The sequence below is a fragment of the Cryobacterium algoritolerans genome (genome assembly GCF_004402785.1).
In the GTDB taxonomy this organism is placed as follows: Bacteria; Actinomycetota; Actinomycetes; order Actinomycetales; family Microbacteriaceae; genus Cryobacterium; species Cryobacterium algoritolerans.
On the sequence record NZ_SOFP01000009.1, the window covers coordinates 32,715 to 58,879 of the forward strand.

The following is a 26,165-nucleotide window of genomic DNA, read 5'->3' on the forward strand; positions in this document are numbered from 1 at the left end:
ACGAGCTCTCGATCCTGAGCCTCTACTCCGCCATGGCGGTCTATGCCCTGGCCTTCATCGCCTTCTCCTTCGACCTGGCCAAGCGCTCGGCCGCGGTGAGCCAGGCCCAGGGCGAGGCGCTTCGAACGACACGCCGGGAGGCCATGCGTTCCTCCGGGGTGTCGGGAGGCACAGCCACCCTCACCCGGATCAGCGCGCGGATCGTGAACGACGCGTCGATGCCGTACGGCCGTTCGCCCAGCCTGCGCGTCGGAGTGTCGCTCACCGTGCTCGCCTGGCTGATCCACCTCGTCGCCGACGTGCTCAGGGGCCTCGCCGCCGGTCGGGTGCCCTGGGCTAACATGTATGAGTTCGCGATGACCGGCACCCTGCTGATCGTGACCGTGTTCCTGATCGTGCTCACCCGGGCCGATCTCCGCTTCCTCGGCACCTTCGTGACCGGCATGGTGCTCGTGCTGCTGGGAATCGCGGCCCTGCGGTTCTACGTCGAGGTCGCGCCGCTGCCGCCCGCGCTGCAGTCGGCCTGGCTCGTCATCCACGTGTTCGTTGCGTCGCTGGGCACCGGCTTCTTCGCCCTCGGCTTCGCGCTCTCGGCCGTGCAGCTGCTCCAGTTCCGGCGCGAAGCTGCCGCGGTTGGTGCGGCTGGTTCCCCTCCTGCCGGGTCCGTGCCTGCCGGGTCCGTGCCTGCCGGGTCCGTGCCGGCTGGGTCCGTGCCGGCTGGCGCGCCGACCCCGGCGTGGAAGAACCCGCTCCGTTTCCTTGCCACGCTGCCCTCTGCGGCAACCCTGGAGAACCTGGCCTACCGGGTCAATATCATCGGCTTCATCCTCTGGACCTTTACCCTGATGGCTGGCTCGATCTGGGCCGAGAAGGCCTGGGGCCGGTACTGGGGCTGGGACACCAAGGAGGTCTGGACCTTCATCATCTGGACCATCTACGCCGGGTACATCCACGCCAGGGCAACCCGCGGCTGGCGGGGCTCCCGGTCGGCGTGGCTCGCGATCGTGGGTTTCAGCGCCGTGATGTTCAACTTCGGCATCGTCAACGTGTTCTTCAAGGGCCTGCACTCTTACTCCGGCCTTTAGCCCGGGCACGAAACCCGGCTCTCCTTTCCGCGAAAGTGTATTTTTCGCCCCTTCGGCGCAGCGATAAGGGCAAAAAGTGCACTTTCGCGGGTCAGGGGAGCAGTGCGTGGCAGCGTTCCAGGCGGGCCAGCCACCAGGCGCGCCGCTCGGCGGATGCCGCGTAGCGGTCGAGCAGGTCGGGGTCCGGGGTGACCCGGCGCACCGGGATGCTGCCGTCGACCGGCAGGATCGGCTCCCGCGTGACGTCCGCCGCGAGCAGCGACGCGGTGCCGAGGCCACAGTCGTAGTCGAGGCCGTCGATCGCGGCGGCGAGGTACGCGCCCATCGAGATCCCCACAGAGGTGTCAAGGGCGCTCGAGACCACGACCGGGAGACCGGACTCCTTGATCAGGGCCAGCGCCGCGTGGATGCCGCCGAGCGGCCCTGCCTTGATCACGAGGATGTCCGCGGAATCCGTGCGGGCCACCCGCAAGGGGTCGTCGGCGCGGCGCACGCTCTCGTCCGCGGCGACGCCGACACCCAGGTACGCGGTGCGGCTGCGAATTTCGGCGAGTTCCTCGATGCTCGCACACGGCTGTTCGACGTATTCGAGGTCAAACTCGTTCAGCGCATGGATGGCATGCTCGGCCTCGTCCACATTCCACAGCCCGTTCGCGTCGACCCGGATGCGTCCCTCCGGCCCGAGCACATCGCGCACGGCCCGCACCCGGGCCACGTCGTCGGCCAGGGTCTGGCCGGGTGCCGCGACCTTCACCTTCGCGGTTCGGCAGCCGGGGAACCGGGCGAGCACACCGGCCACCTCGGCCGCATCGACGGCCGGCACTGTGGCGTTGACCGGTATGCGGTCGCGGAGCACGGCGGGAGTCTTCTGCCAGCCGAAGTCGATGGCCGCGCGGAGCCAGGTGGCGGATTCGGCATCGTCGTACTCGGCAAAAGGGGAGAACTCGGTCCAGCCCTCCGGGCCGTGCAGCAGCAGTGCCTCACGGCTGTTGATGCCGCGAAACCGCGTGACCAGCGGCAACGCGACGACGCGGGCCGTTCCGAGCAAATCGTCCAGTGAAGGCAGCATCCTCCCAGTGTGCCAGCAGCCGGGAAGCACCGCTGACGAACCTCCCTCCCTGGAGGCACTGACAGGAACGCGTGTGGCATCCGGGGTGGGAGTCCGTGTGGGAGTCCGAGTGGGTCAGAGCAGGTCCTTCCCGAACACCCCGTCCACGTCGAGATCGATGTCCTGGCCGTCTTCCGGCTTGACATTGAGCACGGCGAATGGGATGCCGGGGGCGATGAGCAGGTAGGCGTCCTCGAATCGGCCGCCGCCGCTGTTCACTCGCAGCCAATACGGCGTTCCGGCCGTGATCGCCACGCTGATCTCCGTCTGGATCGACTCGATCGAGCGGCCGGCCAGGGAGTACTGCGCGCCCCCGTAGACGATGTCGACGCGGTTCATGATTCGTCTTTCACTTTCAGGACGACCGCGGTCCGGTGTGGTTCGGGCACGAGTTGCAGGCCCCCAGAGGAGTTGGCGGTGAGCATCAGGGCCTCGATCCAGTCCCGGTTCAGGCTCGGCGACCGCCCGCCGAAGTACTTGTAGGCGAGGGGGATGGCCGGGTGCAGCCAGATGGTGCTCCGGCCGTCCCCGCCCTGGGGGTCATCACGCCAGGTGAAATAAAAGCATTCGCCGCGGCGCAGCTTCGCGCCGATGACGACCTGGATGTGGGCGAGGACACGGTCATCGAAGTCGGCCGACAACGTCGAATTGTAAGTCAGCTTGCCCATCTCACAACCCCCGTTTAATGACTACTAGTGACAATACGCGAGAACCATGGCAGCGGGATACTCTCAGTTCGGGGGTGAACCAGGCGTCAATCCCGGAGGTACCGTTCGAGCCGGGGCACGTGCAGGAGGGCCAGCGCGCGCTTCTCGATCTGCCGCACGCGTTCCCGGGTCACGCCCTGGATCACGGCGATCTGGTCGAGGGTTCGCGGCTCATCTCCGTCCAGGCCGAAGCGGGCGACGAGGATGGCCCGTTCGCGCGGTGGCAGGGCTTCCAGGTAGAAGCAGATATCGGCCGCGCGCAGGGTGATGGTGGCGTATTCGTCGGGCTGGGGCAGGTCGTCGTCGATGATCAATTCGGAGATGTCGCCGATCCCGTCGCCCACCGGAGCGTGCAGTGAGATCGGCTCGTTGTCGTACTGGAGCAGCCGGGAGACGTCCCTGGCCGGGATCTGCGCCGCGTCGGAGAGCTCGCGCAGGCTGGGGTCGCGGTCGAGCGTGCTCGTGAGGTCACGGCGGATGCGCTTGATCTTGTTCAGCTTCTCGGCGGTGTGCACGGGGATGCGGATCATCCGGGACTTGTCGGCCATTCCGCGGTGGATGGCCTGGCGGATCCACCAGGTGGCGTAGGTGGAGAACTTGTAGCCGGTCATGAAGTCGTACTTCTCGACCGCGCGAACGAGTCCGATGTTTCCGTCCTGCACGAGGTCCATGATCGGGACGCCCCGGCCGGAGTAGTGTTTGGCGATGCTCACCACGAGGCGGAGGTTCGCCTCGATGAAGTGGTTCTTGGCGCGGCCGCCGTCGTGGGCAAGCCAGGCAAGCTCGCGCGCGGTGGCCGGGTCGGAGACGCCCTTCGCCAGGCGTTCGCCGGCGAACAGGCCGACCTCGATCCGGCGGGCGAGCTCCACCTCATCGAGGGCTGTGAGGAGCGGGCCCTTCCCGATGCGGCGCAGGTAATCGCCGAAGGCATCCGTTGAGGCTCGGCTGTATCGGGAGACCGACGAGGTACCGGCTCCGCGGCTCGGAGAGGAAGGGGCGGCCGGCGCGGCCCGCATCGGTGGGGCGGAGAGCGGTGTCTGAACCAGGGCGCTCATGAGTGCACCGCCCCGATCTCAATGATGTCCACGAAAAGGCGGTTCCCCTCAGCGCTGTTCACGTCAATCGCGTTCACTTCGTTGTGGAATCCTGCCCCTGCGCCATATCCAGCCATGACTACCTCCGGGTCGATCTCGGGTGATCTCAGGCACTCAGTACACATGGTGAAAACCTGCCTCTCAAGGGGGTTGACTTCTCCTCCCCCGAAGGAGTAATTGAGGTCTTCTCACGGCGTGTCGACACGGCGTGTCGGGCCCGGAGCTGCTAAGAGCGCGCGGGGGACCGCGCCCGGTCGGGGGCACGCGCTGCCCCGTCCGCGTAGGCTGGCGGGATGACCGAACAGGTGTCCGAAATCTTCGATCCGAGCCAATGGCGGGAGGTCGCCGGTTTCGACGGACTCACCGATGTGACCTACCATCACGACCTGACCGGGCAGATCGCCCGGGTCGCATTCAACCGGCCGGAGGTGCGGAACGCGTTCCGTCCGCGCACGGTCGATGAACTGCACGCGGCGCTCGAGGACGCGCGGGTCAACCCGAGGATCGGCGTCGTGCTGCTCACCGGCAACGGGCCCAGCCCCAAGGACGGCGGCTGGGCGTTCTGCTCGGGCGGCGACCAGCGTATCCGCGGCCGCGACGGCTACAAGTACGCCGAAGGCGAGACCGCCAGCGGCATCGACAAGGCCCGCGGCGGCCGACTGCACATCCTTGAGGTGCAGCGCCTGATCCGGTTCATGCCCAAGGTCGTCATCGCCGTCATCCCCGGCTGGGCGGCCGGTGGAGGCCACTCCCTACACGTCGTCTGTGACCTCAGCATCGCCAGCGCCGAACACGGCAAGTTCAAACAGACCGATGCCGACGTCGGCTCCTTCGATGCCGGCTACGGCAGCGCTTACTTCGCCCGGCAGGTCGGCCAGAAGGCCGCGCGGGAGGTGTTCTTCCTCGCCCGCGAATACTCCGCGCAGCGCGCCCTCGAGATGGGTGCTGTGAACGCGGTCGTACCGCACGCCGAGCTCGAGGTGGAGGCGCTGGCCTGGGCGCGCACCATCCTGACCAAGTCGCCCACCGCCATCCGGATGCTCAAGTTCGCCTTCAACGCCGTCGACGACGGGCTCGTCGGCCAGCAGGTCTTCGCCGGGGAGGCCACCCGCCTCGCGTACGGTACCGATGAGGCCGTCGAAGGGCGCGACGCGTTCCTCGAGAAGCGCGACCCCGACTGGGGCCCATACGACTGGCAGTTCTAGCGGTGACCCGTGAGCTGCGCACGGTATCGGCCGGCGAGCCCCTCGAACTGATGGTGGGCCTACGGGAGGCGCTCGCCGGCGTCGGCCCCGCTCTGCTCCCGGTTCCAGGACTGGTCCCCGCCCTCGCGCTGGCCGGGGGGACCCTCGTGCCACGTCGGGTGGCGGTAGTGATCGAGACGTCGGGGTCCACATCCGTCCCCAAACGCGTGATGCTCGGCACCGACGCGCTGCTCAGCAGCGCGTCGGCCGGGGCAGTTGCCCTCGGGGGCGCCGGCCAGTGGCTGCTCGCGCTCCCGGCGCACTACATCGCGGGAGTGCAGGTGCTCGTGCGATCGATCGCCGCCCAGACCACCCCGGTGGTGCTGCCCGGCGGGCACTTCGACCTGGTGGGCTTTCTCTCCGGCGCGGAGCGATTGGCCGAACCGCTGCGGTACACCTCGCTCGTGCCGGCCCAGCTGGCCCGGCTCGTTGCCGCGGCCGACGATGACCGGCGCCTGTTGGCAGCACTGCGACGATTCACCGGCATCCTCGTGGGCGGCCAGGCCGTCCCCGTCGGCCTCCTGGCCCGCGCGGCGGACCTCCACCTGCGGGTGGTGCGCTCCTACGGTTCCTCTGAGACGGCCGGCGGCTGCGTCTACGACGGCCTGCCGATCGGCGACACCGAGGTGCGCGCCGTCGACGGGCAGCTCGAGATCTCGGGGTCGGTGCTCGCCGAGGGCTATCTCGGCGACCCCGATCTGACCACGGAACGTTTCGGCCAGGCGCGTGGGGTCCGCTGGTATCGCACCGGCGACCTGGGTGACGTCGACCCGGCCAGCGGCCTCGTGCGGGTGCTCGGGCGCCTGGACAATGTCATCATCTCGGGCGGCGAGAAGGTGTCGCTCGACGCCGTCGAACGGGTCGTGCGATCCCTTCCCGGCCTGGCCGAGGCCGTGGCGGTCGCCGGGGACGATGACCGCTGGGGCCAGGTGCCGGTCGTCGTCGTCCCGTTCCCGGCGGACTGGCCGGCGTCTTCTCCCGCGACGGTCGGCCCGGAGCCGCTCGACCGGGTGAGGGCCGCGACGGGGGCCGTGCTCGGACCGGCGGCCCGGCCGGCGCGCCTCGTTTTCGTCGCCGCGATTCCGATGCTCGCCTCCGGCAAACCGGATCGCCAGGAGCTCGCGCGGCTGGCCGGGGCCGCCAAGAAGTAGCATGAATGCGTGGCACAACCAGCGCGGCCGATCAGGCCCAAGATGCAGCGTTTGAACCCCTCGGCGTCCACCGGCTCCCATTCCGGCTCAGGCGGGACGTCCAGGGCAGGAAAAACGACCGGGCCAGGCAAATCGGGCAACCCCGCCAAGCGGAACGCCCCCCGGACCCGCGCGGCGGCAACCGGCCGGCCCGCGACGGCCGGTGACTGGGTGTCCGGCGCGCGCCTGCGCACGCTTCCTCTCGCCATCGCGCCGGTGGCGCTGGGCACCGGGGCAGCCATTGTCGCCAGTGGGCCGGGCACCTACCACTGGGTGCGGGCATCGCTTGCGCTGGTGGTGGCCCTATGCCTGCAGATCGGCGTCAACTACGCGAACGACTATTCGGACGGCATCCGTGGCACTGACGCCAACCGGATCGGCCCGGCCCGGCTGACCGGTGGTGGCGCGGCGCGGCCGCGCGCGGTATTGTCCGTGGCCCTGGCCTTCTTTGCTCTCGCCGCGCTGGCAGGCCTCACCCTCGTGGTGCTGACCGGTCAATGGTGGCTGCTGCTGGTCGGCGCCGCGGCCATCGTCGCCGCCTGGTTCTACACCGGCGGACGTCGTCCCTACGGCTACTTCGGCCTCGGTGAGGTCTTCGTTTTCGTGTTCTTCGGGCTCGTTGCCACGCTCGGTACCACGTTCGTGCAGGTGGGCACCGTCAACACCGAAAGCTGGCTGAGCGGCGTCGGAATCGGCCTGCTCGCCTGCGCCGTGTTGATGGTGAACAACCTGCGCGACCTGGAACCCGACCGGGCCTCCGGCAAACGCACCCTTGCCGTGTTGATCGGCGGCACGGCGTCGCGGGTCGTGTTCTGCGTCCTCCTGCTCGTGCCGTTCCTGATCTCCGGGTTCTTCGGGCTGTTCTACCCGCTGGCCTGGTCCACGTTCTTCGTGCTGTTCCTGGCCGTGCCGGCATGCCTGATCACCGTCACCGCGACCACGTCGAAGGAACTTGTGCTCGCGCTGAAGTTGACCAGCCTCGCGGCCCTCGCCTATGGAGTGTTACTCGCCCTGGCGTTCGCGCTGTAGCGCGTCGCCCGCGGCGCGGTCGATCGACGCGTCCTCGGACTCGGCGTCGGGGTGGGCCGTCTCCACGGCGGGGTGGCGCGCCTGGTACAGGCCGAGCGCGACCTGCTCGCGAGGCTTGCGCAGGAAGAGGTAGGACAGGCATACGCCGATCAACGCCGCGACGAGGGCGGCAACCCACCAGGTGATCTGCAGGGCAAGCAGGAGCGTGAGCGGAACGGCGAACAGGAGCACTCGGTAAACCGAGTAGGACAACCAGGCAGGAACAGCTTTCATGACTCCAGCTTAGAGCTCCGCTCCCAGCTACACACCGATCTCTCGGCTGGGCGCTCTAGAATGACCAGATGGTCAAGGTGTGGATTGTCGTGGGGCTAGCGGTCGTCATCCTGACCGTCTATTCCCTGGTCGACTGTGCGACCACCGCCCGCAACCGCGTGCGCGGGCTGCCGCGCTGGGTGTGGATGTTCGTCATCTTCCTGGTCCCGGTCGTCGGACCGTTACTCTGGCTGATCGTGGGCCGCGGCCGCCGCGGCGCGGGCATCATCCGGTCGATGGCCCCCGACGACGACCTCGACTTCCTCAAGGGCCTCGGCCGGCAGAAAACCGACGAGGAGCGGATCCGCGCCCTCGAGCAGGAACTGGCCGACCTCGACAAACCCGACCCGCGCACCGGTTCGACCGGGACCCCCGGTTCAGCAGGTTCGACCGGGACCCCCGGTTCAGCAGGTTCGACCGGGGGCACCGGTTCGACCGGGGCCACCGGGTCGGCGGACAACGCGGGTTTCGACCCCAAGCAGGCAGATCCGGGCGAGGGCGAACTGCCCGGCCGACGGGATGCCTGAGGCGCCAGGCAGCGGTAGCCCGGCCACCGATTTCAGCGTCGGACTTCTCGGCGAGTTCGTCCGCCTGGGCGTGCGCGACATCGTGCTCAGCCCGGGCGCCCGGTCGCAGGCCCTCGCCCTGGTCTGTGCCGAACTCGAGCGGCTCGCGCTGATCCGGCTGCACGTGCGCATCGACGAGCGCGGTGCGGGATTCCTGGCCCTCGGCCTGGCCGTCGAGTCCGGTCGGCCTGCCCTGGTGGTCTGCACATCCGGCACCGCCGTGGCGAACCTCCACCCCGCGGTGCTCGAGGCGCACCACTCCGGAGTGCCGATGATCCTGCTCACGGCCGACCGGCCCGACGAGTTGCGCGGCATCCGTTCGAACCAGACCACGGTGCAGCCCGGATTGTTCGGTCCGGCGACGCGGCTCTGCGTCGACGTGCCGACGCCGGCCGGGCGGCCGGACGAGGCAGAGGCCGCCGCGGCGCTGGCGCGCCGGGCCATGGATGCGGCCACCGGCCGGGTCGCGGCCGACCCAGGCCCGGTGCAGCTCAACCTTGGCTTCCGAGAGCCGCTCTCGGCACCGGTGGACCTGACGGACCTGTCCCTTCCTGCCTTCGACTCTCCTGCCCCGGTGCGGTCGCGGCCCGAGCCGGAGCCAGCCGTTCCGGTGGCGGCCGGCCCGCGCACCGTGGTCATCGCCGGCACCGGCGCCACGGCTGAGGCCGAAGCCTTCGCCCGCTCCGGCGGTTGGCCGTTGCTCGCCGAGGTGAGTAGCGGGGCGCGCTTCGGCCCGAACCTGGTCGGCGCTTACCGCGAGTTGCTCCAGGCCGACGAATTCGGCGGCCGCGTGGAGCGGGCCGTCGTGTTCGGGCATCCCACGCTCAGCCGGGAGATCCCGGCGCTGCTCCAGAGGGACGGCGTCGAGGCCATCGTCGTGGCGGCGACCGGCGCCGAATGGTTCAACCCCGGGCACCGGGTGCGCGTGTTCGCCCGGTCGGTCATTGCCGACGAGACGGCTGTCCTGGCGGCCGGAACTCGCCAAGCGCGGGAATGGCTCGGCCGGTGGGTGATGACCAGTCGTCGGCTGCTCGACGGCTCGGCCGATCTGGCGACGCCCCCGGTCGGTGAACGCGGAATGACCCGGGCCGAACTCTCGGCACTCCGCGCGCCGGTCACCCGGCCGATGCTGGTCGACGCGGTGTGGCGCGTGTCCTGGCCCCACGACCGGCTCGTGTTCGGCGCCTCCCGCCTGATCCGGGAGGCAGACCGGCTGGTGAGCGGCAAGAAGATCCCGGTGCACTCCAACCGAGGCCTCGCCGGAATCGACGGCACCGTGGCCACGGCGGTCGGCGTCGCCCTCGCCAGCCAGTTCGGCCCCGAGCCGCGCCCGGCCGGGGTCACCCGGCTGCTTCTCGGCGACCTCGCGCTGCTGCACGACGCCGGGTCACTCCTGCTCACGCCAGGTGAACCGCGCCCGCGTCTGCAGGTCATCGTCGGAAACGACGGCGGTGGCACCATCTTCGACGGCCTCGAGGTTGCGGCATCCGCCCGCATGGAGTCGGTGACACGGGTGCTTTTCACCCCGCAGCGGATGGACTTCGCGCAACTCGCGGCAGCCTACGGCTGGGAGTACGGCCGCGCCGGCACGCGCAGCGAGCTCGAACAGGCCCTGACCATGCCGCCGGCCGGGCCGAGCATCCTCGAGGTTCCGCTCGCCCGGTAGCGCAGCCGCCGCCCGGTCGCCCGGCCGGTCGCCTTCCAGTCGCTCTGGCGCGGTGCGGTTCCGCTGCGCCAGAATGGCGTCCACCGGCGAATGATCGGCGGCACTGGCTGAAGCGTGGACGAAGGGTGCACCGTGGGTGAGCTCACGAAGAAGTTCTGGAACGACGACCCGACCTCGCTGCTCAGGGTGAGGGGCGGGTTCCGGCTCGCCGACGTCGACCCAGGTTCCACCCCCGGTTTCAACGGAGTGGACAGGCAGAACGCGGACAGGGCACTAGCCGAGGGGGCCCGCGTGCTGTCCACCCTGCAGGAGAAACTGTTCGCCGGCAGCAAGTTCGGTGACGCGCGCCGGGTGCTGCTGGTGCTGCAGGCGATGGACACCGCCGGCAAGGGCGGGATCGTGCGGCACGTCGTCGGGTCGGTCGACCCGCAGGGCATCCGTCTGTACGCGTTCAAGGCGCCGACCGAGGAGGAGCGGGCGCACGATTTCCTCTGGCGGGTGCGGAAGCGCCTGCCGGACGCCGGCCTGATCGGGGTCTTCGACCGCTCGCACTATGAAGATGTGCTGATCGCCCGGGTGCGCCGACTGGCGTCACCGGCCGAACTCGAGGCCCGCTACGGCCAGATCAGGGAGTTTGAGCAGCAGCTCGCCGACGAGGGAACCACGATCGTCAAGGTCATGCTTCAGATCGGCTCTGACGACCAGAAGGCGCGGCTGATGGAGCGGCTCGACCGCGCAGACAAGCAGTGGAAGTACCACCCGGGCGACGTCGACGAGCGGATGCGCTGGGATACGTACCAGGAGGCGTACCAGCTCGCCCTGGAGCGCACGTCCACGCCGGCGGCCCCCTGGTTCGTCGTACCGGCCGAGAAGAAGTGGTACGCGCGCCTGGCCGTGCGGCACCTGCTCATCGACGCCCTCGAGCGCCTGGCGCTCGAATGGCCGGTGGCAGCCTTTGACGTGGCCGCCGAGAAGGCCCGCCTCGCCGCGACCTGACCATTGGTGTTCAGCCGAAGGCCTCCACGATCGGGCGGAACTTCATCCGGGTTTCGGCGAGCTCGCGGTCGGGTTCGGAGTCAAGCACGATCCCGCAGCCGGCGTAGGCCGTGACGTCACCGGCGGGGGTGACCTGTGCGCAGCGCAGCGCGATCGCCCATTCGCCGTCACCGTCGGCGCCGACCCAACCGACGGGCCCGGCGTACCGGCCGCGGTCGAATGGCTCCAGCTCGCGAATCAGCGCGAGAGCCGTCTCCGTCGGCGTGCCGGCGACCGCGGCGGTCGGATGCATCGCCGCAATCAGGTCGAGGGAGTTCGACCCGTCGCTGAGCGTGCCCTCGACATCCGTCGCGAGGTGCCAGAGGTTGGGCAGTTTCACGGTGAAGGGGATCTCGCTGGTGGTCAGGTGCGAGGTGTGCGGGCGCAACGAGGCCAGCACGCTCTGCACGGCAAACGCGTGCTCGTCGCCGTCCTTGGACGAAGTGGCGAGATGGAGCGCGGCCTCGAGGTCGGATGCCGCGTCCGCGCCGCGGGACATCGTTCCGGCCAGCACCCGCGCGTTCACTTCGCCGTGGTCGGCGCGGATCAGAGTTTCGGGGCTCGACCCGACGAGGCCGTCGACGGCGTAGGTCCAGCAGTCCGGGTAGCCGAGGGCGAGTTCGCTCACGGCCCGGCGAAGGTCGGACTCGGCGGGCAGGCGCCCGACGAGGTCGCGAGCCAGGACGACCTTGTTGAGATCGGCGGCGGCGATCCGGCCGATGGCCTCACCCACTGCGGCGCGGTAGCCCACGGCGGTCAGGGCACCAGGCAGGAGTGAGATGCGATACTCGTTGCCGAGCGGCCGGAAGGCGAGCGGGATCTCGGGCCTGGTGCCGCCGGTGGGCCAGATCCGAGTGACCCAGCACTGGCCGTTTTCGCGGCCGACGATGACCTGGGGCACGATCAGCACGCTGGTCTGGGCCGAAGACGCATCGAAGGCGAAAGCCCCGAAGGCGAGCAGCCCGGTGCCGGTGCGGGAGAGCGGATCGGTCACCGTGGCAGCCGCGACCACATCGCGCCAGGCGGCGGCGGCATCCGTCAATCGGGTGGGCCCGGAGAACTCCAGCCGCAGGACCGTGCCGATGCCGGCCAGGCCCTGGTTGCGTCGCATCCACAACAGCGGTTCATGGTGGTCGAGCAGAAGGATGAGTTGGCGGACGTCGGCGATGGGAGTGGTTTCGACCGTCAGGGCCTGCGCATTCACTCGCCCAGCCTATGCCAGCAGGGTGGATGCCGGGCGTGTGCGCGGGCAATCTAGACTGAGGGAGTGAGCAGAGCAGACCTCAATAAGCAGCCCGAGCAGGTTGCCGCCATGTTCGACCAGGTCTCCACCCACTACGACCGCACCAATGCGGTGCTGTCGGTGGGGAACGCGGCGCTCTGGCGGGTGGCGGCAACCCGCGCTGTGGCCCCGCAACCAGGCGACCGGATCCTCGATATCGCGGCTGGAACCGGCACCTCGAGCGCTGCGCTGACCAGGACCGGCGCGCACGTCGTGGCCGCGGATTTCTCCGCGGGAATGATCAGGGTCGGCCGGGAGCGACACGCCGGGAACCCCTTGATCGAATTCGTGCAGGCCGACGCCACCGCACTGCCCTTCGCCGACAGTGAGTTCGACGCCGTGACGATCTCGTTCGGGCTCCGGAACGTCGTCGAACCCAGGAAGGCCATCGCCGAGTTCTACCGGGTGACCAAGCCCGGCGGACGTGTCGTGATCTGCGAGTTCTCCACCCCGCCGTTCGCGCCGATCCGCGCCGCCTACTTCGCCTACCTGAATCACGTCATGCCCCTCGTTGTGAAGCTCGCATCCTCTAACGCCGAGGCCTACGACTACCTCGGCGAGTCGATCGCCGCCTGGCCGAACCAGTCCACCCTGAGCGCCTGGCTGCGGGATGCCGGCTACGAGGGCGTGGCATACCGCAACCTGTCCCTGGGCATCGTGGCTCTGCATCGCGGCATCAAGCCGGCGAACGCAGCGAACACGGCCGCAGCGGATACCACTTCCTGAGTCCTCCCAGTTCCGATCGATAGGCTGACCGAGTGAAACCGAGCGTGCCACTGTTCCGCCGCGGCTCTTCCGTGACGAGCCAGCTGGGCCTCAGCGATCGCATTTTCTCGTCGAAGGACGACCGCGGCCTGGCGACCGGCATCGACGTCGGCCTCGAACAGGTCGAGGCCAGTCTGCTCGGCGAGGTCACCTTCGCGGACGAGGTCGCGAACGTCACCAGCCGATACCTCCTGAATGCGGGCGGCAAGCGAGTGCGCCCCATGCTCGCCCTCCTCACCGCCCACCTCGGCAGCGGTGTCCTCGACGACGTTGTCACCGCCGCCACCGCGATCGAGATCACCCACCTGGCCTCGCTGTACCACGACGACGTGATGGACGACGCTCACCAGCGCCGCGGGGTGCCCAGCGCCCAGACAGTGTGGGGAAACTCCATTGCGATCCTCACCGGGGACCTCCTGTTCGCGCGGGCCAGCCAGTTGATGGCCCGGCTGGGCGAGCGAGCGATCCGCCTGCAGGCCGACACCTTCGAACGTCTCGTGCTCGGCCAGTTGCACGAGACCGTCGGTCCGCACGACGGTGAAGACCCGGTGGAGCACTACATCCAGGTGCTCGCCGACAAGACCGGTTCGCTGATCGCCGCCGCGGCCCAGGCCGGGGTCATCTTCTCCGACGCGCCCGACGCCTTCGAGCGGCCGGTGGTGCAATTCGGCGAGAAGATCGGCGTCGCCTTCCAGCTCATCGACGATGTGCTCGATCTGTCGCCCCAGCCGGAGGAAACGGGCAAGTTCGCCGGCACCGACCTCCGCGCCGGCGTGGCGACCCTGCCGGTGCTCCGGCTCCGGGAACGCGCACCCCGCGACCCCGGAGCCGCCGCCCTGCTGGCCCGGCTGGAACGAGACGTGATGGCTCCCGGAGCCGCTGCCGGCGTCGCGGCGGACTCGGCCATCGCCGCCCTCCGCGAGCACGACGTCACGACTCAAACCCTCTCCGAGGCGCACGGCTGGGCGCGCGACGCCGTCGCCGCGCTCTCCCCACTGCCCGACGGATCCGTGAAGAAGGCGCTCACGCGATTCGCGGACACGATCGTCGAGCGATCCAGTTAGAAAGGCTTCCATGACCAAGTTGCGATTGGCCATTGTCGGCGCGGGACCTGCGGGCATCTACGCCGCCGACATCCTGCTCAAGGCCGAACGGAATTTCGAAGTTTCGATCGACCTGTTCGATCACCTCCCGGCTCCCTACGGACTCGTGCGCTACGGCGTCGCACCGGACCACCCCCGGATCAAGGGCATCATCACCGCACTCCGCGACGTGCTCGACCGCGGCGACATCCGGGTCTTCGGCAACGTGCGCTTCGGGGTCGACATCACGATGGACGACCTGAAGACGCACTACAACGCGGTCATCTTCGCCACCGGCGCGGTGCGTGACGCCGACCTCAAGATCCCCGGGATTGACCTGGCGGGCTCCTACGGAGCCGCCCGGTTCGTCAGCTGGTTCGATGGGCACCCCGACTACCCTCGCACCTGGCCGCTCGAGGCCAGGCAGGTCGCGGTCATCGGCAACGGGAACGTGGCCCTGGACGTCACGCGCATGCTCGCCAAGCACGCGGACGACCTGCTGCCCACCGAGATCCCGGCCAACGTCTACGAGGGGCTCCAGGCGTCGGCCGTCACCGACGTGCACGTGTTCGGCCGCAGGGGCCCGACCTCGGTCAAGTTCACTCCGCTCGAACTGCGCGAACTCGGCGAGCTGCCCGACGTGGACATCGTCGTCTACGACGAGGACTTCGACTACGACGACGCCGCACGGGACGCGGTAGCCAGCAACAAACAGGTCTTCGTCATCGACAAGGTGCTGAACAAGTGGCGCGAGCGCCCGGCGGGCACTGCCAGCCGCCGGCTCCACCTGCATTTCTTCGCCAAGCCGGTGGAGATCGCCGACGACGGCACGGGCCGGGTCGGCGCGATCCGGTATGAACGCACCAGGCCGGACGGGCACGGCGGCGTCGTCGGTACCGGTGAGATCCGCGAGCTCCCCATTCAGGCCGTCTACCGCGCCGTCGGCTACTTCGGCTCTCCGCTGCCCGGTGTGCCGTTCGACAAGAAGCGCGGCGTCATCCCCAACCGCGAGGGCCAGGTGCTCTGGAAGGGCGAACCGGGTTCCGGTTCCGCCAGTGCCAATCAGCAGCTCTACGGTGTCTATGCGACCGGCTGGATCAAGCGCGGCCCGGTCGGCCTGATCGGCCACACCAAGTCCGACGCGATGGAGACGGTGCGGCACCTGATCAACGATCTCGGCAACTGGTGGCACCCGGCCGAGCCGTCGGAAGAGAGCGTGCTGTCGATGCTCGACGAACGCGGGATCGAGTACACCAATCTCGATGGCTGGCACCGTCTCGACCAGCACGAGCTCGCGCTCGGCGCGGCCGAGGGGCGCGCCCGGATCAAGGTCGTCCCCCGCGAGGACATGATCGCCGTCTCCCGCCGGGAGCCGGCAAGCGTTCCGACCAAGTAGCGCTGGAAAGCGGTTCAGCCCTGCAGTAGCTCGGTCACGGCCGCTTCGAACACGTCAAGGTGGGCCTGGACGTCCTCGGCGCTCGTCTCCGGGCTCATCAGCGCCATGTTGTGGAACGGCGTCAGAAGGATGCCCCGGTTCGCCAGGTAGAGGTGCAGGAAGTCCTCGAGGTCGCCGTCGCCGGCCGCGTTCGACTCCGTGCCGTTCCGCGGGTACGGCTTGACGAATCGGTACTCGGCACGCGCACCGAGCTGGTTGATCGACCAGGGCAGGTCGTGCTCGTCGAAGATGCGCTGGATGCCGGCGGTGTAGAGCGTGGCGGTGGCGATCATCCCCTCGAACGCGGCATCCGTGAGCACCTCTTCCAGGGTCGCGCGCATGGCGGCCACCGAGAGCGGGCTGCCGGCCAGGGTGCCGCCCACCCCGCCCATGTCGACCAGATCGAGGTCGGTGCGGCTGAGCGCCCGGTCGGCCAGTTCGGCCGACAGGCCATATGCTCCACTGGGAGTACCTCCGCCAATGGCCTTACCGATCACAACGACGTCCGGGTCAAGGCCCCAGGCCTGGGTTGCCCCGCCCGGCCCAACCGAGAAGGTGTGCGTCTCGTCGATGATGAGGAGCGTTCCGTGACGGCGGGTGAGTTCGCGGACCCCCTCGTGGTAGCCGGGGTCGGGCAGGACGATGCCGATGTTGGTCAGGGCCGGCTCGATCAGCACCGCGGCAACGTCGCCGTGCCCCAGCTGGCGTTCGAGGCCCTCGAGGTCGTTGAACTCGGCGACCCGGCTCGTCTCGGTGACGTCGACGGGCGCGCCGACGTTTCCGGGCCTGCTCATCCCCTCCCCGTCCGGGCCGACGACGATCAACGACTCGTCGACGCTGCCGTGGTAACAGTAGCTGTGGAAGAGGATCTTCGGCCGGTCGGTCAGGGCGCGCACGAGACGGATGGCCCAGCGGTTTGCGTCGGTGGCCGTGAGGGCGAAGCTCCAGCGGTCGACCCCGAACCGGCGGGTGAGTTCCGCGCCGACCCACTCGGCATCCTCGGTCGGGAGCATCGTCGTCAGCCCGCCCTGTTCGAAGATGCGGCGGCCGATCGCGTCGACTACGGCGGCGGGGGAGTGCCCCGCCATCGCGCCGGTGTCGCCGAGAGCGAAATCGAGGTATTCGTGCCCGTCGAGGTCGGTGACCCGGCTACCTCGCGCGGTGGCGAGATAGAGCGGGAACCCGCCGGCCTTCTTGTTCATCCAGGTCATCGGCACCTTGCCGAAGAGGTGGCTTGCGTTCTCATACGCGGCGGCCGACTTCGGATTGCGCTCCGCAAAGGTTTCCAGCTCACGCCGGTGCAGTTGGGCTAACCGGTCACGGTCTATCATGGCGCTCCTCGCTGAGACTCACGGATGTGCTGTGAGCATAGTGGCGGAGAGGCCGGTTGGTCGAACCCTCGGTCAGCGGAAGTTCACGAACTGCAGTGCGACCTCGAGATCCGTGCCCTTGAGCAGGGCCATCGTGGCCTGCAGGTCGTCGCGGCTCTTCGAGCTGACGCGCAGTTCATCGCCCTGGATCTGGCTCTTGACGCCCTTCGGGCCCTCGTCGCGGATGATCTTGTTGATCTTCTTCGCGTTCTCCTGGTCGATGCCGGCCTTCATCGAGGCCTCGATCCGGAATTCCTTGCCGGATGCGAAGGGCACGCCGGCGTCGAGGCTGCGAAGCGAGATGCCGCGCTTGATCAGCTTCGACTCGAACACCTCCAGGATCGCCTTGACCCGCTCCTCGGAGTTGGCCTTCATGAGCACCTTCTCGCCGCTCATCTCGATCGAGGCGCCGACGTTCTTGAAGTCATAGCGTTGGGCGACTTCCTTGTGGGCCTGGTTGAGGGCGTTGTCGACCTCCATTGGGTCGACCTTGCTGACGATGTCGAACGTTGAGTCTGCCATGCCTGCAATGGTATCGAGTGGGACGCAGCATCACGACAGTCCGGTCTCGGCCGGCGAAGCAACCGGCGTCGCCCGCGTCGTTTCAGCGGGGCGTCTGGGCGGTGCTCGAGCGCACGATCAGCTCGAACGGCATCGGGGTGTTCAGGGTCGGGGTGAGGTGTTTGCCCGGGCTGAGCTGGTCGAGCAGGATTTCGACCGCCTTGGCGCCTTGGCCCTGGGGGAACTGGGCGATGGTGCTCAGCCCGAAGAAATCGGCCAGCTCGTGGTCGTCGACGCCGATCACGGAAACATCCCGCGGCACAATGAGACCGAGGTCCTTGGCCGCCAGGATGGTGCCGATCGCCATCTCGTCCGAGGCGGCGAAGATGGCGGTCGGCCGGTCGTGCGGGTTGCCGAGGAGTTGCTTCGCGGCCTGATAGCCGCCGCGCATGGTGAAGTCGGCCGTCATGAATAACTCGGCGGCCGGCTTGATCCCGGCCGCGTCGAGTGCGTTCTCGTAGCCGACCCGCCGGTTCGTCGGCAGGTGGAAGTCCAGGTCTAGGTCTTTGTTTCCCCCGATGTGCGCGATCCGGGTGTGGCCGAGCGACAGAAGATGCTCGGTGGCGAGCCGGGCCACGGCGACGTCGTCGATCGTGAGGGTGCGCACGCCCTCGATCGGGCCGCCGACGCCGACCAGGGGCTTGCCCAGCGCGTGCAGGCTGGTCACCTCTGTGGCCGTCAGCTCCAGCGAAATGGCGATCACGGCATCCACCCGCTGGCGAAGCAGGAAGTGGTCGAACACGCTCCGGCGCTCGGCGCCTCCGCCGGTCAGGCTGTACAGGGTGAGGTCGTAGCCGTTCTTCAACAGGGACTTCTGGGCGCCCTCGACCACACTGGAGAAGAACCAGCGGTCGAGGAACGGAACGACCACGCCGATGTTCTTCATCCGCCCGGAGGCCAGGCTCGACGCGGTCGACGACACAACGTAGCCCAGCTCGTCCGCCGCGGCCTCCACCTTCAGCCGGGTGGCGGGGGAGACGTGGCCGTTGCCGCTCAGGGCGCGCGAAACCGTGGCGGTGGAGACGCCCGCGTGACGGGCGACCTCGTCGATGCCGACCATGGGGTTCCTTACGGCGATGGAATTGAGCCTTACTCGATCATATCGACCGGCGGATGTGCGCAGTTCCCCGGCCTTGATTTCTCACTGGGGCCAAAACTCTTGTATTCTGTCTGAGCGTCTCCGGTCACTTGTTCTCATCTGATCGGGTGCGCATTGGCAAGTTACCCAAGTGGCCAAAGGGATCTGACTGTAAATCAGCCGTCTTAGACTTCGGGGGTTCGAATCCCTCACTTGCCACCGAGCCTAACCCCCGGAATCCCTGTGTTTCCGGGGGTTTTTGCGTCTCTCAGGCCTTCAACCCCCACGAAACCCCCACAATTGATTCGGCGCGGGCCGCATCCATCCGCTCGGAAACGGCGTCGAGGTCGTCTTCGAACAGGTCCGCGTAGGTGTCGAGCGTCATCGCTGCCGAGGCATGGCCGAGCATCCGCTGCACTGCCTTGGGGTTCGCGCCGGCCGAGATGGCCAGGCTCGCCGCGGTGTGGCGGAGGTCGTGCGGGGTGATGAGCGGGAACGTGCCATCATCCTTCTGGGCGGCCTGCACTGCCCTGATGAACCATCCGCCCTCGGTGTTGGACCGTGGGAAGTGGACATCGCCGGCACCGAACACCAGCTGCCCCCGGGTCTTCCCTTCGCACGCTCGAGCGAGTGGCACAGACAGGAAGCTCGGGTACGGGACGCTCCGGCGCTCGTGAGTCTTCGGGGTGCCGACAACAACCTGGCTGCCGATGAGGACGGCATTCTCCTCGATAAGCATCCGCCGGCGGAGCGCGTCCAGGCACGATAGGCGCAAGCCGATGGCTTCACCCCAGCGAATGCCGGTGTAGGCGAGCACGTAGACCAATGTGGAGTGCTCGCCGGCGTGCATCGCGAGCAGTTCGACTTGGGCAGCCGAGAGGTAGGCGCGCTTCTTCTTCCCCTTGCGTGGGAGCTTGACACCGCGGGCCGGGTTGGACGAGATCCGTTTGTCGAGTACGGCGATGTCGAGAATGGCGGCGAGCACGCCGAACGCTCGGATGACGACGGTCGCCGAGCGAGGCTTCCCGCCGTTCGCCGTGAACTTCGTCACCCACGACTGGACTTCAGAGTGCCGGATCTCTCCGATGCGTCGCGTGCCCCAGGCTGGCTCCACGTGCACCCGCCATGCGGTCTCCACCGTGCGGAGGGAGGACGGCTTGAGGTGTGACTGGTTGGCCATCCATTCGACGCCGAGCTCGTGGATGGAGAGCTTGGCGGTTTTCGGGTCGACGTACTCGCCGCGGTTCGTCGCGACCGTGATGTCGGCGAGGTAGTCCTCAGCGTCTTTCTTGCGCGTGAAGCCGCCCTTCTCGCGTGACTGCCGGGCGGGGTCGCGATATCGCACGCGGTACCGCTTGCCGGCGCCAGTGCCGTAGGAGGAAATGCTGCCCATGTTGTACTCCGTTGTTCGTAGCTGCCGGGTGGCCGCTACTCCTAAGCCATGCGGCGGATCTGTCGGCCGTGCGTTGGTCGGGTGAAAATCACTCGATTTGGAGGTGGTGGAGATTTCCGCCGCATGGCCCCTTAGTGGGACCACCCATTGGTCTCTCCGGTCGCGACTTGACGGTCGCGGCCGGATCCCGGATCGAAGGAACACCATGCCCGTCTACCTCACCCCCGACCAGGTTGTCCTGATGCTGCCCGGAGTCTCGCGCGGCCAGCTCGCGCAACTCCGTTTCCATGGCAAGGGACCCAGTTACCGGAAGCCCACGCCCAAGACAGTGCTGTACGTCGAGTCCGAAGTGGTCGCCTGGGTGGAGAGCACCACGCTCGGCGGAGCGTAGGAGGCCGCCGCGACGCCCCTGACCGGCCCAGGCGCTACCCATCGGCAGACCATGGGCCTTTTGCCCAAGATACGTCTACGAACTCGGTCAGTCGCTTGTAGGTTGCTCCGATGCGCTCCGTGTCCGCCGCGTGAGTCGCGAGCTCTGCCTGTTGCTGTTCAGGCGTGATCTCGTCCTTCGAAGCTTCGAAGTCTCGCTCAAAAATCACCCAGTCCTCGTACCAGCGCATCAGCTGGCGTAGGTCTCGCCGGGCAATCTGCTGAACGATAGCGAGATACGAGTAGCCGGCGACTGTCTCGTTACTCGTGCCCGAGATCCAGGCGTCCAGTTCGGCGCCCGTCATCTTCGCAACGTACGGGCTCAGACCTGTCAGGTCCAGTGGGTCGAAAGGTCGATCGATTGAGGCAAGCAGCAGGACCGGGGAGATTCCGAGGCCTCGCGAAATGTTGAGCAGCTGAGAAACCGATAGGTCCGCCTTTCTGCCGCTCTCGATGTTCTGGATTACCGACGCGCTGAGTGTCTCGCTTCCGATGCGACCAGCGAGATCCTTCGCTGTGGCGATTCCCATGACGCGGCGGTACTTGGCGATGCGACGCCCGATTGAGTCAGTTCCTGCTTGTGTCATGGCGACAGCCTAGACCCTGTATCAGTGGTCATAAGAGCGAATCGTGTGTTACTGTCCATTTAGCGATTCAAACAGGGCGAAAAACGCCAATATGACACAGGAGGCAAGATGTCCAAATATCTCTCGGCCGAACAGGTTTGCGAAATAGTCCCAGGCCTAACGAAGAGCGGGCTCGCGCAGCTTCGCTTCACCGGCAAGGGGCCGAAGTACCGGAAGCCGACGCCTAAGACCGTCGTCTACCTCGAGTCGGAAGTCATCGAGTGGGTCGAAGGAACGGCACGCATCGGAACGGCACTGGCCGCCGTATGAGCGGGCGAGCAGTCGCCGCTAAAGAAAACGGCCCCGTCACTGCGCCAACAGTGCCGAGGCCAATCAGTCCCATCCCAAACGCAAGCAAGGAAATCGAACCAATGAAATCTAGCACCATCGTACCTGAGACCACCTCGATCGAGACAGTGCCGGCGGATTCGTGCCCGGTGAACTGGTGCACGACGCAGCACGGCTGGCAGGACGTCGACGAGCGGTCGCACAGTGGCGCCCCACGCGTCCTGGACGAATTCTCCGCGGGGCGGATCGAAGAAGGCTCCCTTGTCACGACCTGGCACGAGCAGTGTGTCGACGATGGCGGGCCTCGGACCGTCGTCGAGATCAGCCTCGTGGCGAGCTACTCGAGCGCCGAACTGCTCATGCTCGCCGACGAGCTGCAGATTCTGGCCGCGAAGGTGCGCGCTGAAGCCGACGAAGACCTCGCCGCAACGCCGACCGCCGACCTGGCAGTCGGCGATTTGGCCGACTACAAGGTAACCAACCGCAGCGGATGGGAAGTGGAACCGGGAACTCTGACGATGGCGTTCCTGTGCAATGGCGACAACCAGCCTGAGATCCCTCGCGACCGCTTCATCATCACCAAGACTGCGCGCTAGTGGCCGCCTACGTCACGACGGGGTCGAGCGGCCTCGTCCCCTCCGTCGTTATCGTCGTGTGCCCTGACGGGGCCGAGGAGGAGCACGCCGAGCACCTCACGCCGGCCGAGGCCATCGCACTCGGCACCAAGCTCTTCGAGATGGCGACGATGACTGGCAAGTTCATCGAGATCACGCGCGACGACACGCCATCGGGAGGCATGTAGCTGATGCCGTGGTTCAAAGTAGACGACGGTTTGAATACGTCGAAGAAGGTCCTCGCGATTCCTCGCGATGTCCGTATGGAGACCGTAGGGCTCTGGACGTTATGCGGGGCATGGAGCGCTCGGGAACTCACGGATGGCCGGATACCTGACTTCGTCCCTGAGGAGCTCGGGGGGTCGCTCAGGCAGGCTGACGAGCTGGTGCGCGTCCAACTGTGGCATGCGCCTGGTACGACTTGCGAGCACTCGGAGTGCGGTGAAGCCGGACCGGCAGAGTACGTCGCTCACGATTGGCACGAATATCAGCCGAGCCGTGCGGACACCCTCGCGAAGCGCGCCGACGTCTCGGCCAAGCGATCGGCCGCGGGTGCCAAGGGTGCAGCCGCTCGATGGCAAACGGATGGCAAAGCTATGGCAAACGATGGCAAAGCTATGGCAAGCGGAAGGCAAGACGATGGCCCCGACCCGACCCGACCCGTACCGATAAAGACAAAAGACTTGTCCACCGTTGGTGAACGAGACAGCCTGCCAAAGTCGCCATACTCTGCATCGTTCGAGGAGTGGTGGAAGCACTACCCCCGCAAGGAGTCCAAGGGTGATGCCTGGAAGGCGTGGGAGGCCACCCGGAAGGCCCGCACGATGCCGGCTCTCCAGGATCTCAGTGCCGCGGCCGATGCCTACGCTCGCAAGGTCAAGGGCGACGACCCGAAGTTCGTGAAGCTCCCGGCGGGCTGGATCCGCGATCGCAAGTGGGAAGACGAGACTGCGCCCGCTGACGGTGGCGGCTGGGGCAACCTGCGCGCCCTGGGCGGTGCCGCATGAGCGACGAGCTGGGTTTCGCGGAACTGTCCGTGCTGGCCGGCGTGCTGGACTCGAACGGGGCCAAGCTCGACGATCTGATCCTGACCGGCGCTGACTTCAACGATGGTCGTTTCGGCGACATCTTCGACACGATGCGCCGCATGCGCTCCGAAAATCGCCCGGTGGACCCCACGACGCTCGGCGGGGAGATTCCGACGCACGCGGCGTTCCTGTGGACGCTGAGCGACCAAGTACCGCACACGATCAACACTGGGTTTCACGCTGACATGGTGCGCGAGGCTGCGGTCCGGCGCCGGGTCAACGCCGCCGGGGTTCGGATCTCCGAATGGTCCAAGACGCTCGGCATGTCAGATCTCACGGACCGGGCTCGGCGCGAGGTCGATGAGGCTGTCGGGTTGCAGCGCCGCCGAGTGACGTTCATGGCCGACACCATCGGCGACACCATCGAGGGGATCGGCAAGCCGTCCCGCTCGGTACCAACGCCCTGGCGCTCGCTCACGGACTCCATCGGCGGGTTTCGACCCGGCGCGCTGTACGTGTTCGGCGCTCGGCCTGGTGTGGGCAAGACGGCTGTGTCGATTCAGATCGCGCTCGAGCTCGCTGAGCACGGGGCAGTCGCGTACTCCTCGCTCGAGATGCCCGAGCACGAGCTTCACCTGCGCTGTATCTCGGCCGGCGCGGGTGTTGCCCACGCGATCCTCGAGAAGCCGGCACCGCTGCCTGAGTTCGTGAAGTCGAAGATCGATGCGTGGCGCGGTTCGACGCCGCAGTCGATCGCATTCGATGACCGCGGCTCGGTCACGGTGAATGACATTCGCACGCACGCGCGGTCGGTGGCACGCGAGGGCAATCTCGCCGGGGTCGTCGTGGACTACCTGCAGCTGATCAGCGGGGAGTCCGGGGCGAAACGCTTGGAGGTCGTCACGGAGGCATCGCGGCAGCTCAAGCTGCTCGCCCGAGACCTCGACGTGCCTGTGATCGCCTTGTCCCAGTTGAACCGCAACGCGGAGTCTCGGGGTGACAAGCGGCCGGCGATGTCGGACCTTCGCGAGTCGGGTGCCATCGAGCAGGATGCCGACCTCGTAATCCTGCTCCACCGCGACATGGAGGCCACGGACACCGCGTCCACCGACTTCGACATGCTCGTGGCCAAGAACCGGCACGGCGCGACTGGGGTGCTCCGCATGGAATGGGCGGGCGAGTTCATGAGCGTCACCGACGGGAGGACCTGGTGAGCGCCCGGCTCGCCGAGTTGGACGGCGGTGGGCGCTGCGAGGCACACGTGGGGGAGGTGTTCCCGCCCCGGTGTGCCACATGCGACCTCGACGTCGCCAACGCCGGCGACTCGATCGACCATGCGGAGGATGTGCGCCTCTCGGCCCTGTTCTCGCGATCCGGGTACATCCCGGGCAGCGAGTGCAGTTCCCACCCGAACTATCCGTTGCCCTGTGATCGCTGCAGACGTGACCGCGCTGACGGATGGCGGATCCAGTGACTACCAGCGAAACGCGCCGGCGTGCCGTCATTGCACATGCGGCCGTCTCGCGTATCGCCGAGAGCTACATCCTCGAGGGCGATCGGAATCCGGCGCGCATCATCTGGCAACTCACCGAAGACGCAGAGTCCCAGATCACAGCATTGATGGACATCGCGAGCGCGTTGACCGTGCATTTCTGCACCCTGCTCGAATTTGCTGCGGCAGAGGGTCCGGCGCAGACGGCCGAGATGGTGCAGGGCATCGCAAAGCATCATCTGGAATCCATGATCGAACGGGCCATCGACGAACAGTCGGCACGGTGAACCGGGGTGACCGCCGAGCTGGATGAGCTTCTGCGCGGCCAGGTGGCGAACTGGGTGATGCGGTCCCTGATCCGCGACGTGCGGACGCAGCTGCGCACGAACGGGAAGGTGCCGCCCCTCTTCGCCGCCGATGTCATGGAGGCGCTCGCTGCGGCGTCGGGGGAGCCCGTCCCCGACACGTTCGTGTCCGGTGTCGGACGCCCTCTTGTAAGTGTGGAGGTAGCCACTTGGGTTACCCCGAAGGAGGCGGCAAGGCGAGTCGATCGAAGTGAGCGACAAGTCCGCCGGCTCGCGGCGAATGGGCAGATTCTGGCCCGTCGCTTCGGTACCAGATCGTGGCAGATCGACATCGACAGCCTGACCAACGTTCTTAGGAGCAACACATCATGACCATTCACATTCATCACGACTTCGCCACAGGCCATGCCTGCACAGCGGTGGCACTCTCCACGTCGAGGGGCATCTGATGGCCGTCGAGTACACCGACGCCGACGTGCGCGCGGCCGACGTCGAGGCTGCAGAAGCTCAGGCGCTTGTCGCCTCCCTCGAGGAGGCGGTGATGTCGGGTGACGAGTCAGTCACTCACGAGCAGATCACCGCACAGGAGTCACTGGGCCGGTTCGCCAAGCTGCGCGCTGAGTTCACTCGGAAGAAGGCCGCGCAGGCCACAGAGGCTCGGCGCCAGGAGCAGCTGACCAAGATCCGCACCGAGATGGAGGAATGCGCTGGCGACAGCGGCGAGCGATTCGGCGCGCTCCTCCTCGATGTCGAGAACGCGGTCACCACTTTCGTCGAGGCGGTCCAGACTCGGAACGACGACATCGCGGACTGGCGCAAGCGGATGATCGATCTCGGAGTTCCGGCGAAAACCTCCGCGAACATCGTGCCTCCCGCCGAGCACGGGCGTCTGTCGTACAACCCGCAGACCAGCGTCGGGGACATCCAGGCGGGCGAGCGCGAGATGAGTCTTGTGGCCAGTGGCGGGTACATTCAGCGCGTCCTCATGAAGGTGCTCGAGAAGCCGGGATTCAAGCGTGAGCAGATCTTCACGCAGACAACGGCGCTCTCTGCGGGGGCACTCTATGAGGATCTGGCTGCCATCGACACGAGCGAGGCCATCTCGCGAGAGGGGCACTTCTACCGCGGCGCGGGCGGCTCGATCATTCACGTCGACAAGCCGTACACCGCTGAGGAAATCAAGCGTCACGGCATGCAGAAGCTGACTCTCGCGCAGGTGTTCGGCTGATGGCCGAGCAGCGCACCGAGTCGTGGCTGAGGGTCGCGACGCCCGAGCAAGTCGACGCCGCCCACCGTGCCGGTGAGCTCGATGACCTCATGGGTGTCGAGCGGGACGAAGCGGGCAACGTGCGGACCAGCGCGCGCCACACGGGGAGCTGAC

The 26,165-nt window shown here is 67.5% G+C and carries 31 protein-coding genes and 1 tRNA gene; 21 read left to right on the forward strand and 11 right to left on the reverse strand.

Annotated features, from left to right (window positions below):
• Positions 1 to 32: 32 nt before the first annotated feature.
• Positions 33 to 1,085, forward strand: coding sequence for a c-type cytochrome biogenesis protein CcsB (gene ccsB / locus E3O19_RS01255; RefSeq protein WP_174776876.1), 1,053 nt, complete (start codon positions 33 to 35; stop codon positions 1,083 to 1,085).
• A 91-nt stretch (positions 1,086 to 1,176) separates the two neighbouring features.
• Here the strand turns inward: ccsB and E3O19_RS01260 are convergent, their stop codons facing one another.
• The 4 genes from E3O19_RS01260 to E3O19_RS01275 form a co-directional block, all read right to left on the reverse strand.
• Complete coding sequence (locus tag E3O19_RS01260) at positions 1,177 to 2,154, reverse strand: o-succinylbenzoate synthase (protein WP_134564813.1); 978 nt, start codon at positions 2,152 to 2,154, stop codon at positions 1,177 to 1,179.
• Positions 2,155 to 2,268: 114 nt separating this feature from the next.
• The gene (locus E3O19_RS01265; protein WP_134564814.1) at positions 2,269 to 2,532 is read right to left on the reverse strand and encodes a hypothetical protein; all 264 of its coding nucleotides are present in this window, start codon (positions 2,530 to 2,532) and stop codon (positions 2,269 to 2,271) included.
• Positions 2,529 to 2,861 carry a DUF7882 family protein gene (locus E3O19_RS01270; RefSeq protein ID WP_134564815.1) on the reverse strand — a complete coding sequence of 111 codons (333 nt, stop codon included), beginning with the start codon at positions 2,859 to 2,861 and terminating at the stop codon, positions 2,529 to 2,531. The genes E3O19_RS01265 and E3O19_RS01270 overlap by 4 nt, the downstream gene beginning before the upstream one ends.
• 86 nt (positions 2,862 to 2,947) lie before the next feature.
• On the reverse strand, positions 2,948 to 3,955 hold the full coding sequence (locus tag E3O19_RS01275; RefSeq protein ID WP_241981121.1) for a sigma-70 family RNA polymerase sigma factor: 1,008 nt from the start codon (positions 3,953 to 3,955) through the stop codon (positions 2,948 to 2,950).
• 332 nt (positions 3,956 to 4,287) lie between these two features.
• On the opposite strand from E3O19_RS01275, the gene E3O19_RS01280 reads away from it, so the two are divergent.
• From E3O19_RS01280 to E3O19_RS01290, 3 genes are read left to right on the forward strand one after another with little or no spacing between them, the layout of a single operon-like run.
• Complete coding sequence (locus tag E3O19_RS01280) at positions 4,288 to 5,199, forward strand: 1,4-dihydroxy-2-naphthoyl-CoA synthase (RefSeq protein ID WP_134564816.1); 912 nt, start codon at positions 4,288 to 4,290, stop codon at positions 5,197 to 5,199.
• A 2-nt stretch (positions 5,200 to 5,201) separates the two neighbouring features.
• Positions 5,202 to 6,389, forward strand: coding sequence for an AMP-binding protein (locus E3O19_RS01285; RefSeq protein WP_241981122.1), 1,188 nt, complete (start codon positions 5,202 to 5,204; stop codon positions 6,387 to 6,389).
• A 42-nt stretch (positions 6,390 to 6,431) separates the two neighbouring features.
• Positions 6,432 to 7,457 carry a 1,4-dihydroxy-2-naphthoate polyprenyltransferase gene (locus tag E3O19_RS01290; RefSeq protein ID WP_134564900.1) on the forward strand — a complete coding sequence of 342 codons (1,026 nt, stop codon included), beginning with the start codon at positions 6,432 to 6,434 and terminating at the stop codon, positions 7,455 to 7,457.
• On the opposite strand, the gene E3O19_RS01295 is transcribed toward E3O19_RS01290, so the two are convergent.
• Positions 7,431 to 7,730 (reverse strand): DUF4229 domain-containing protein, encoded by a 300-nt coding sequence (locus E3O19_RS01295; protein WP_134564817.1) that lies wholly within the window; start codon positions 7,728 to 7,730, stop codon positions 7,431 to 7,433. The two genes, E3O19_RS01290 and E3O19_RS01295, sit on opposite strands and share 27 nt — an antisense overlap.
• A 68-nt stretch (positions 7,731 to 7,798) precedes the next feature.
• Here E3O19_RS01295 and E3O19_RS01300 point away from each other — a divergent pair, with 68 nt between their 5' ends.
• From E3O19_RS01300 to E3O19_RS01310, 3 genes are all read left to right on the forward strand, one after another.
• Positions 7,799 to 8,296 carry a PLD nuclease N-terminal domain-containing protein gene (locus tag E3O19_RS01300; RefSeq protein ID WP_134564818.1) on the forward strand — a complete coding sequence of 166 codons (498 nt, stop codon included), beginning with the start codon at positions 7,799 to 7,801 and terminating at the stop codon, positions 8,294 to 8,296.
• On the forward strand, positions 8,289 to 10,001 hold the full coding sequence (gene menD / locus E3O19_RS01305) for a 2-succinyl-5-enolpyruvyl-6-hydroxy-3-cyclohexene-1-carboxylic-acid synthase (protein WP_134564819.1): 1,713 nt from the start codon (positions 8,289 to 8,291) through the stop codon (positions 9,999 to 10,001). The genes E3O19_RS01300 and menD overlap by 8 nt, the downstream gene beginning before the upstream one ends.
• 132 nt (positions 10,002 to 10,133) lie before the next feature.
• Positions 10,134 to 10,997, forward strand: coding sequence for a PPK2 family polyphosphate kinase (locus tag E3O19_RS01310; protein ID WP_134564820.1), 864 nt, complete (start codon positions 10,134 to 10,136; stop codon positions 10,995 to 10,997).
• Positions 10,998 to 11,007: 10 nt separating this feature from the next.
• Here E3O19_RS01310 and E3O19_RS01315 read toward each other — a convergent pair whose 3' ends face one another.
• The gene (locus tag E3O19_RS01315) at positions 11,008 to 12,240 is read right to left on the reverse strand and encodes an isochorismate synthase (protein WP_241981123.1); all 1,233 of its coding nucleotides are present in this window, start codon (positions 12,238 to 12,240) and stop codon (positions 11,008 to 11,010) included.
• A 63-nt stretch (positions 12,241 to 12,303) separates the two neighbouring features.
• On the opposite strand from E3O19_RS01315, the gene E3O19_RS01320 reads away from it, so the two are divergent.
• Genes E3O19_RS01320 through E3O19_RS01330 form a run of 3 tightly spaced genes read left to right on the forward strand, consistent with a single transcriptional unit; the run spans position 12,304 to position 15,561 of the window.
• Positions 12,304 to 13,044, forward strand: a complete 741-nt coding sequence (locus tag E3O19_RS01320; RefSeq protein WP_134564821.1) for a class I SAM-dependent methyltransferase — start codon at positions 12,304 to 12,306, stop codon at positions 13,042 to 13,044.
• A gap of 32 nt (positions 13,045 to 13,076) precedes the next feature.
• A complete protein-coding gene (locus E3O19_RS01325; RefSeq protein ID WP_134564822.1) occupies positions 13,077 to 14,147 on the forward strand; it encodes a polyprenyl synthetase family protein in 1,071 nt (356 codons plus the stop codon).
• 10 nt (positions 14,148 to 14,157) lie between these two features.
• Positions 14,158 to 15,561, forward strand: coding sequence for an FAD-dependent oxidoreductase (locus tag E3O19_RS01330; RefSeq protein WP_134564823.1), 1,404 nt, complete (start codon positions 14,158 to 14,160; stop codon positions 15,559 to 15,561).
• 14 nt (positions 15,562 to 15,575) lie between these two features.
• On the opposite strand, the gene E3O19_RS01335 is transcribed toward E3O19_RS01330, so the two are convergent.
• From E3O19_RS01335 to E3O19_RS01345, 3 genes are all read right to left on the reverse strand, one after another.
• Positions 15,576 to 16,931: a transaminase gene (locus tag E3O19_RS01335; protein WP_134564824.1), complete on the reverse strand. Its 1,356-nt coding sequence runs from the start codon at positions 16,929 to 16,931 to the stop codon at positions 15,576 to 15,578.
• A gap of 72 nt (positions 16,932 to 17,003) precedes the next feature.
• The gene (locus E3O19_RS01340; protein WP_134564825.1) at positions 17,004 to 17,492 is read right to left on the reverse strand and encodes a YajQ family cyclic di-GMP-binding protein; all 489 of its coding nucleotides are present in this window, start codon (positions 17,490 to 17,492) and stop codon (positions 17,004 to 17,006) included.
• A gap of 82 nt (positions 17,493 to 17,574) precedes the next feature.
• Positions 17,575 to 18,591, reverse strand: coding sequence for a LacI family DNA-binding transcriptional regulator (locus tag E3O19_RS01345; protein ID WP_134564826.1), 1,017 nt, complete (start codon positions 18,589 to 18,591; stop codon positions 17,575 to 17,577).
• A 155-nt stretch (positions 18,592 to 18,746) separates the two neighbouring features.
• On the opposite strand from E3O19_RS01345, the gene E3O19_RS01350 reads away from it, so the two are divergent.
• A tRNA-Tyr gene (locus E3O19_RS01350) sits at positions 18,747 to 18,828 on the forward strand.
• Positions 18,829 to 18,877: 49 nt separating this feature from the next.
• Here E3O19_RS01350 and E3O19_RS01355 read toward each other — a convergent pair.
• Positions 18,878 to 20,002, reverse strand: a complete 1,125-nt coding sequence (locus tag E3O19_RS01355; RefSeq protein WP_134564827.1) for a tyrosine-type recombinase/integrase — start codon at positions 20,000 to 20,002, stop codon at positions 18,878 to 18,880.
• Between the two features lie 205 nt (positions 20,003 to 20,207).
• Here E3O19_RS01355 and E3O19_RS01360 point away from each other — a divergent pair, with 205 nt between their 5' ends.
• On the forward strand, positions 20,208 to 20,393 hold the full coding sequence (locus E3O19_RS01360; RefSeq protein WP_134564828.1) for a helix-turn-helix transcriptional regulator: 186 nt from the start codon (positions 20,208 to 20,210) through the stop codon (positions 20,391 to 20,393).
• Positions 20,394 to 20,427: 34 nt separating this feature from the next.
• On the opposite strand, the gene E3O19_RS01365 is transcribed toward E3O19_RS01360, so the two are convergent.
• A complete protein-coding gene (locus E3O19_RS01365) occupies positions 20,428 to 21,018 on the reverse strand; it encodes a helix-turn-helix domain-containing protein (RefSeq protein WP_134564829.1) in 591 nt (196 codons plus the stop codon).
• A 108-nt stretch (positions 21,019 to 21,126) separates the two neighbouring features.
• Here E3O19_RS01365 and E3O19_RS01370 point away from each other — a divergent pair, with 108 nt between their 5' ends.
• The 9 genes from E3O19_RS01370 (at position 21,127) to E3O19_RS17590 (ending at position 26,164) form a co-directional block, all read left to right on the forward strand.
• Positions 21,127 to 21,327: a helix-turn-helix transcriptional regulator gene (locus E3O19_RS01370; RefSeq protein WP_134564830.1), complete on the forward strand. Its 201-nt coding sequence runs from the start codon at positions 21,127 to 21,129 to the stop codon at positions 21,325 to 21,327.
• A gap of 101 nt (positions 21,328 to 21,428) precedes the next feature.
• Positions 21,429 to 21,941, forward strand: coding sequence for a DUF6907 domain-containing protein (locus E3O19_RS01375; protein WP_134564831.1), 513 nt, complete (start codon positions 21,429 to 21,431; stop codon positions 21,939 to 21,941).
• Entirely contained in the window at positions 21,941 to 22,147 is a 207-nt protein-coding gene (locus tag E3O19_RS01380; protein WP_134564832.1) for a hypothetical protein, read from the forward strand. Before E3O19_RS01375 ends, E3O19_RS01380 begins: the two co-directional genes overlap by 1 nt.
• Before the next feature lie 495 nt (positions 22,148 to 22,642).
• On the forward strand, positions 22,643 to 22,966 hold the full coding sequence (locus E3O19_RS01385; protein WP_134564833.1) for a hypothetical protein: 324 nt from the start codon (positions 22,643 to 22,645) through the stop codon (positions 22,964 to 22,966).
• Positions 22,963 to 24,201 (forward strand): replicative DNA helicase, encoded by a 1,239-nt coding sequence (locus tag E3O19_RS01390; RefSeq protein ID WP_134564834.1) that lies wholly within the window; start codon positions 22,963 to 22,965, stop codon positions 24,199 to 24,201. The genes E3O19_RS01385 and E3O19_RS01390 overlap by 4 nt, the downstream gene beginning before the upstream one ends.
• Positions 24,202 to 24,445: 244 nt before the next feature.
• Positions 24,446 to 24,766 carry a hypothetical protein gene (locus tag E3O19_RS01395; protein WP_134564835.1) on the forward strand — a complete coding sequence of 107 codons (321 nt, stop codon included), beginning with the start codon at positions 24,446 to 24,448 and terminating at the stop codon, positions 24,764 to 24,766.
• Positions 24,767 to 24,772: 6 nt separating this feature from the next.
• Positions 24,773 to 25,156 (forward strand): MerR family transcriptional regulator, encoded by a 384-nt coding sequence (locus E3O19_RS01400; protein WP_134564836.1) that lies wholly within the window; start codon positions 24,773 to 24,775, stop codon positions 25,154 to 25,156.
• A gap of 76 nt (positions 25,157 to 25,232) precedes the next feature.
• The gene (locus E3O19_RS01405) at positions 25,233 to 26,012 is read left to right on the forward strand and encodes a hypothetical protein (RefSeq protein ID WP_134564837.1); all 780 of its coding nucleotides are present in this window, start codon (positions 25,233 to 25,235) and stop codon (positions 26,010 to 26,012) included.
• Positions 26,012 to 26,164 (forward strand): hypothetical protein, encoded by a 153-nt coding sequence (locus E3O19_RS17590; RefSeq protein ID WP_166804411.1) that lies wholly within the window; start codon positions 26,012 to 26,014, stop codon positions 26,162 to 26,164. Before E3O19_RS01405 ends, E3O19_RS17590 begins: the two co-directional genes overlap by 1 nt.
• The last annotated feature ends 1 nt before the right edge of the window (position 26,165 follow it).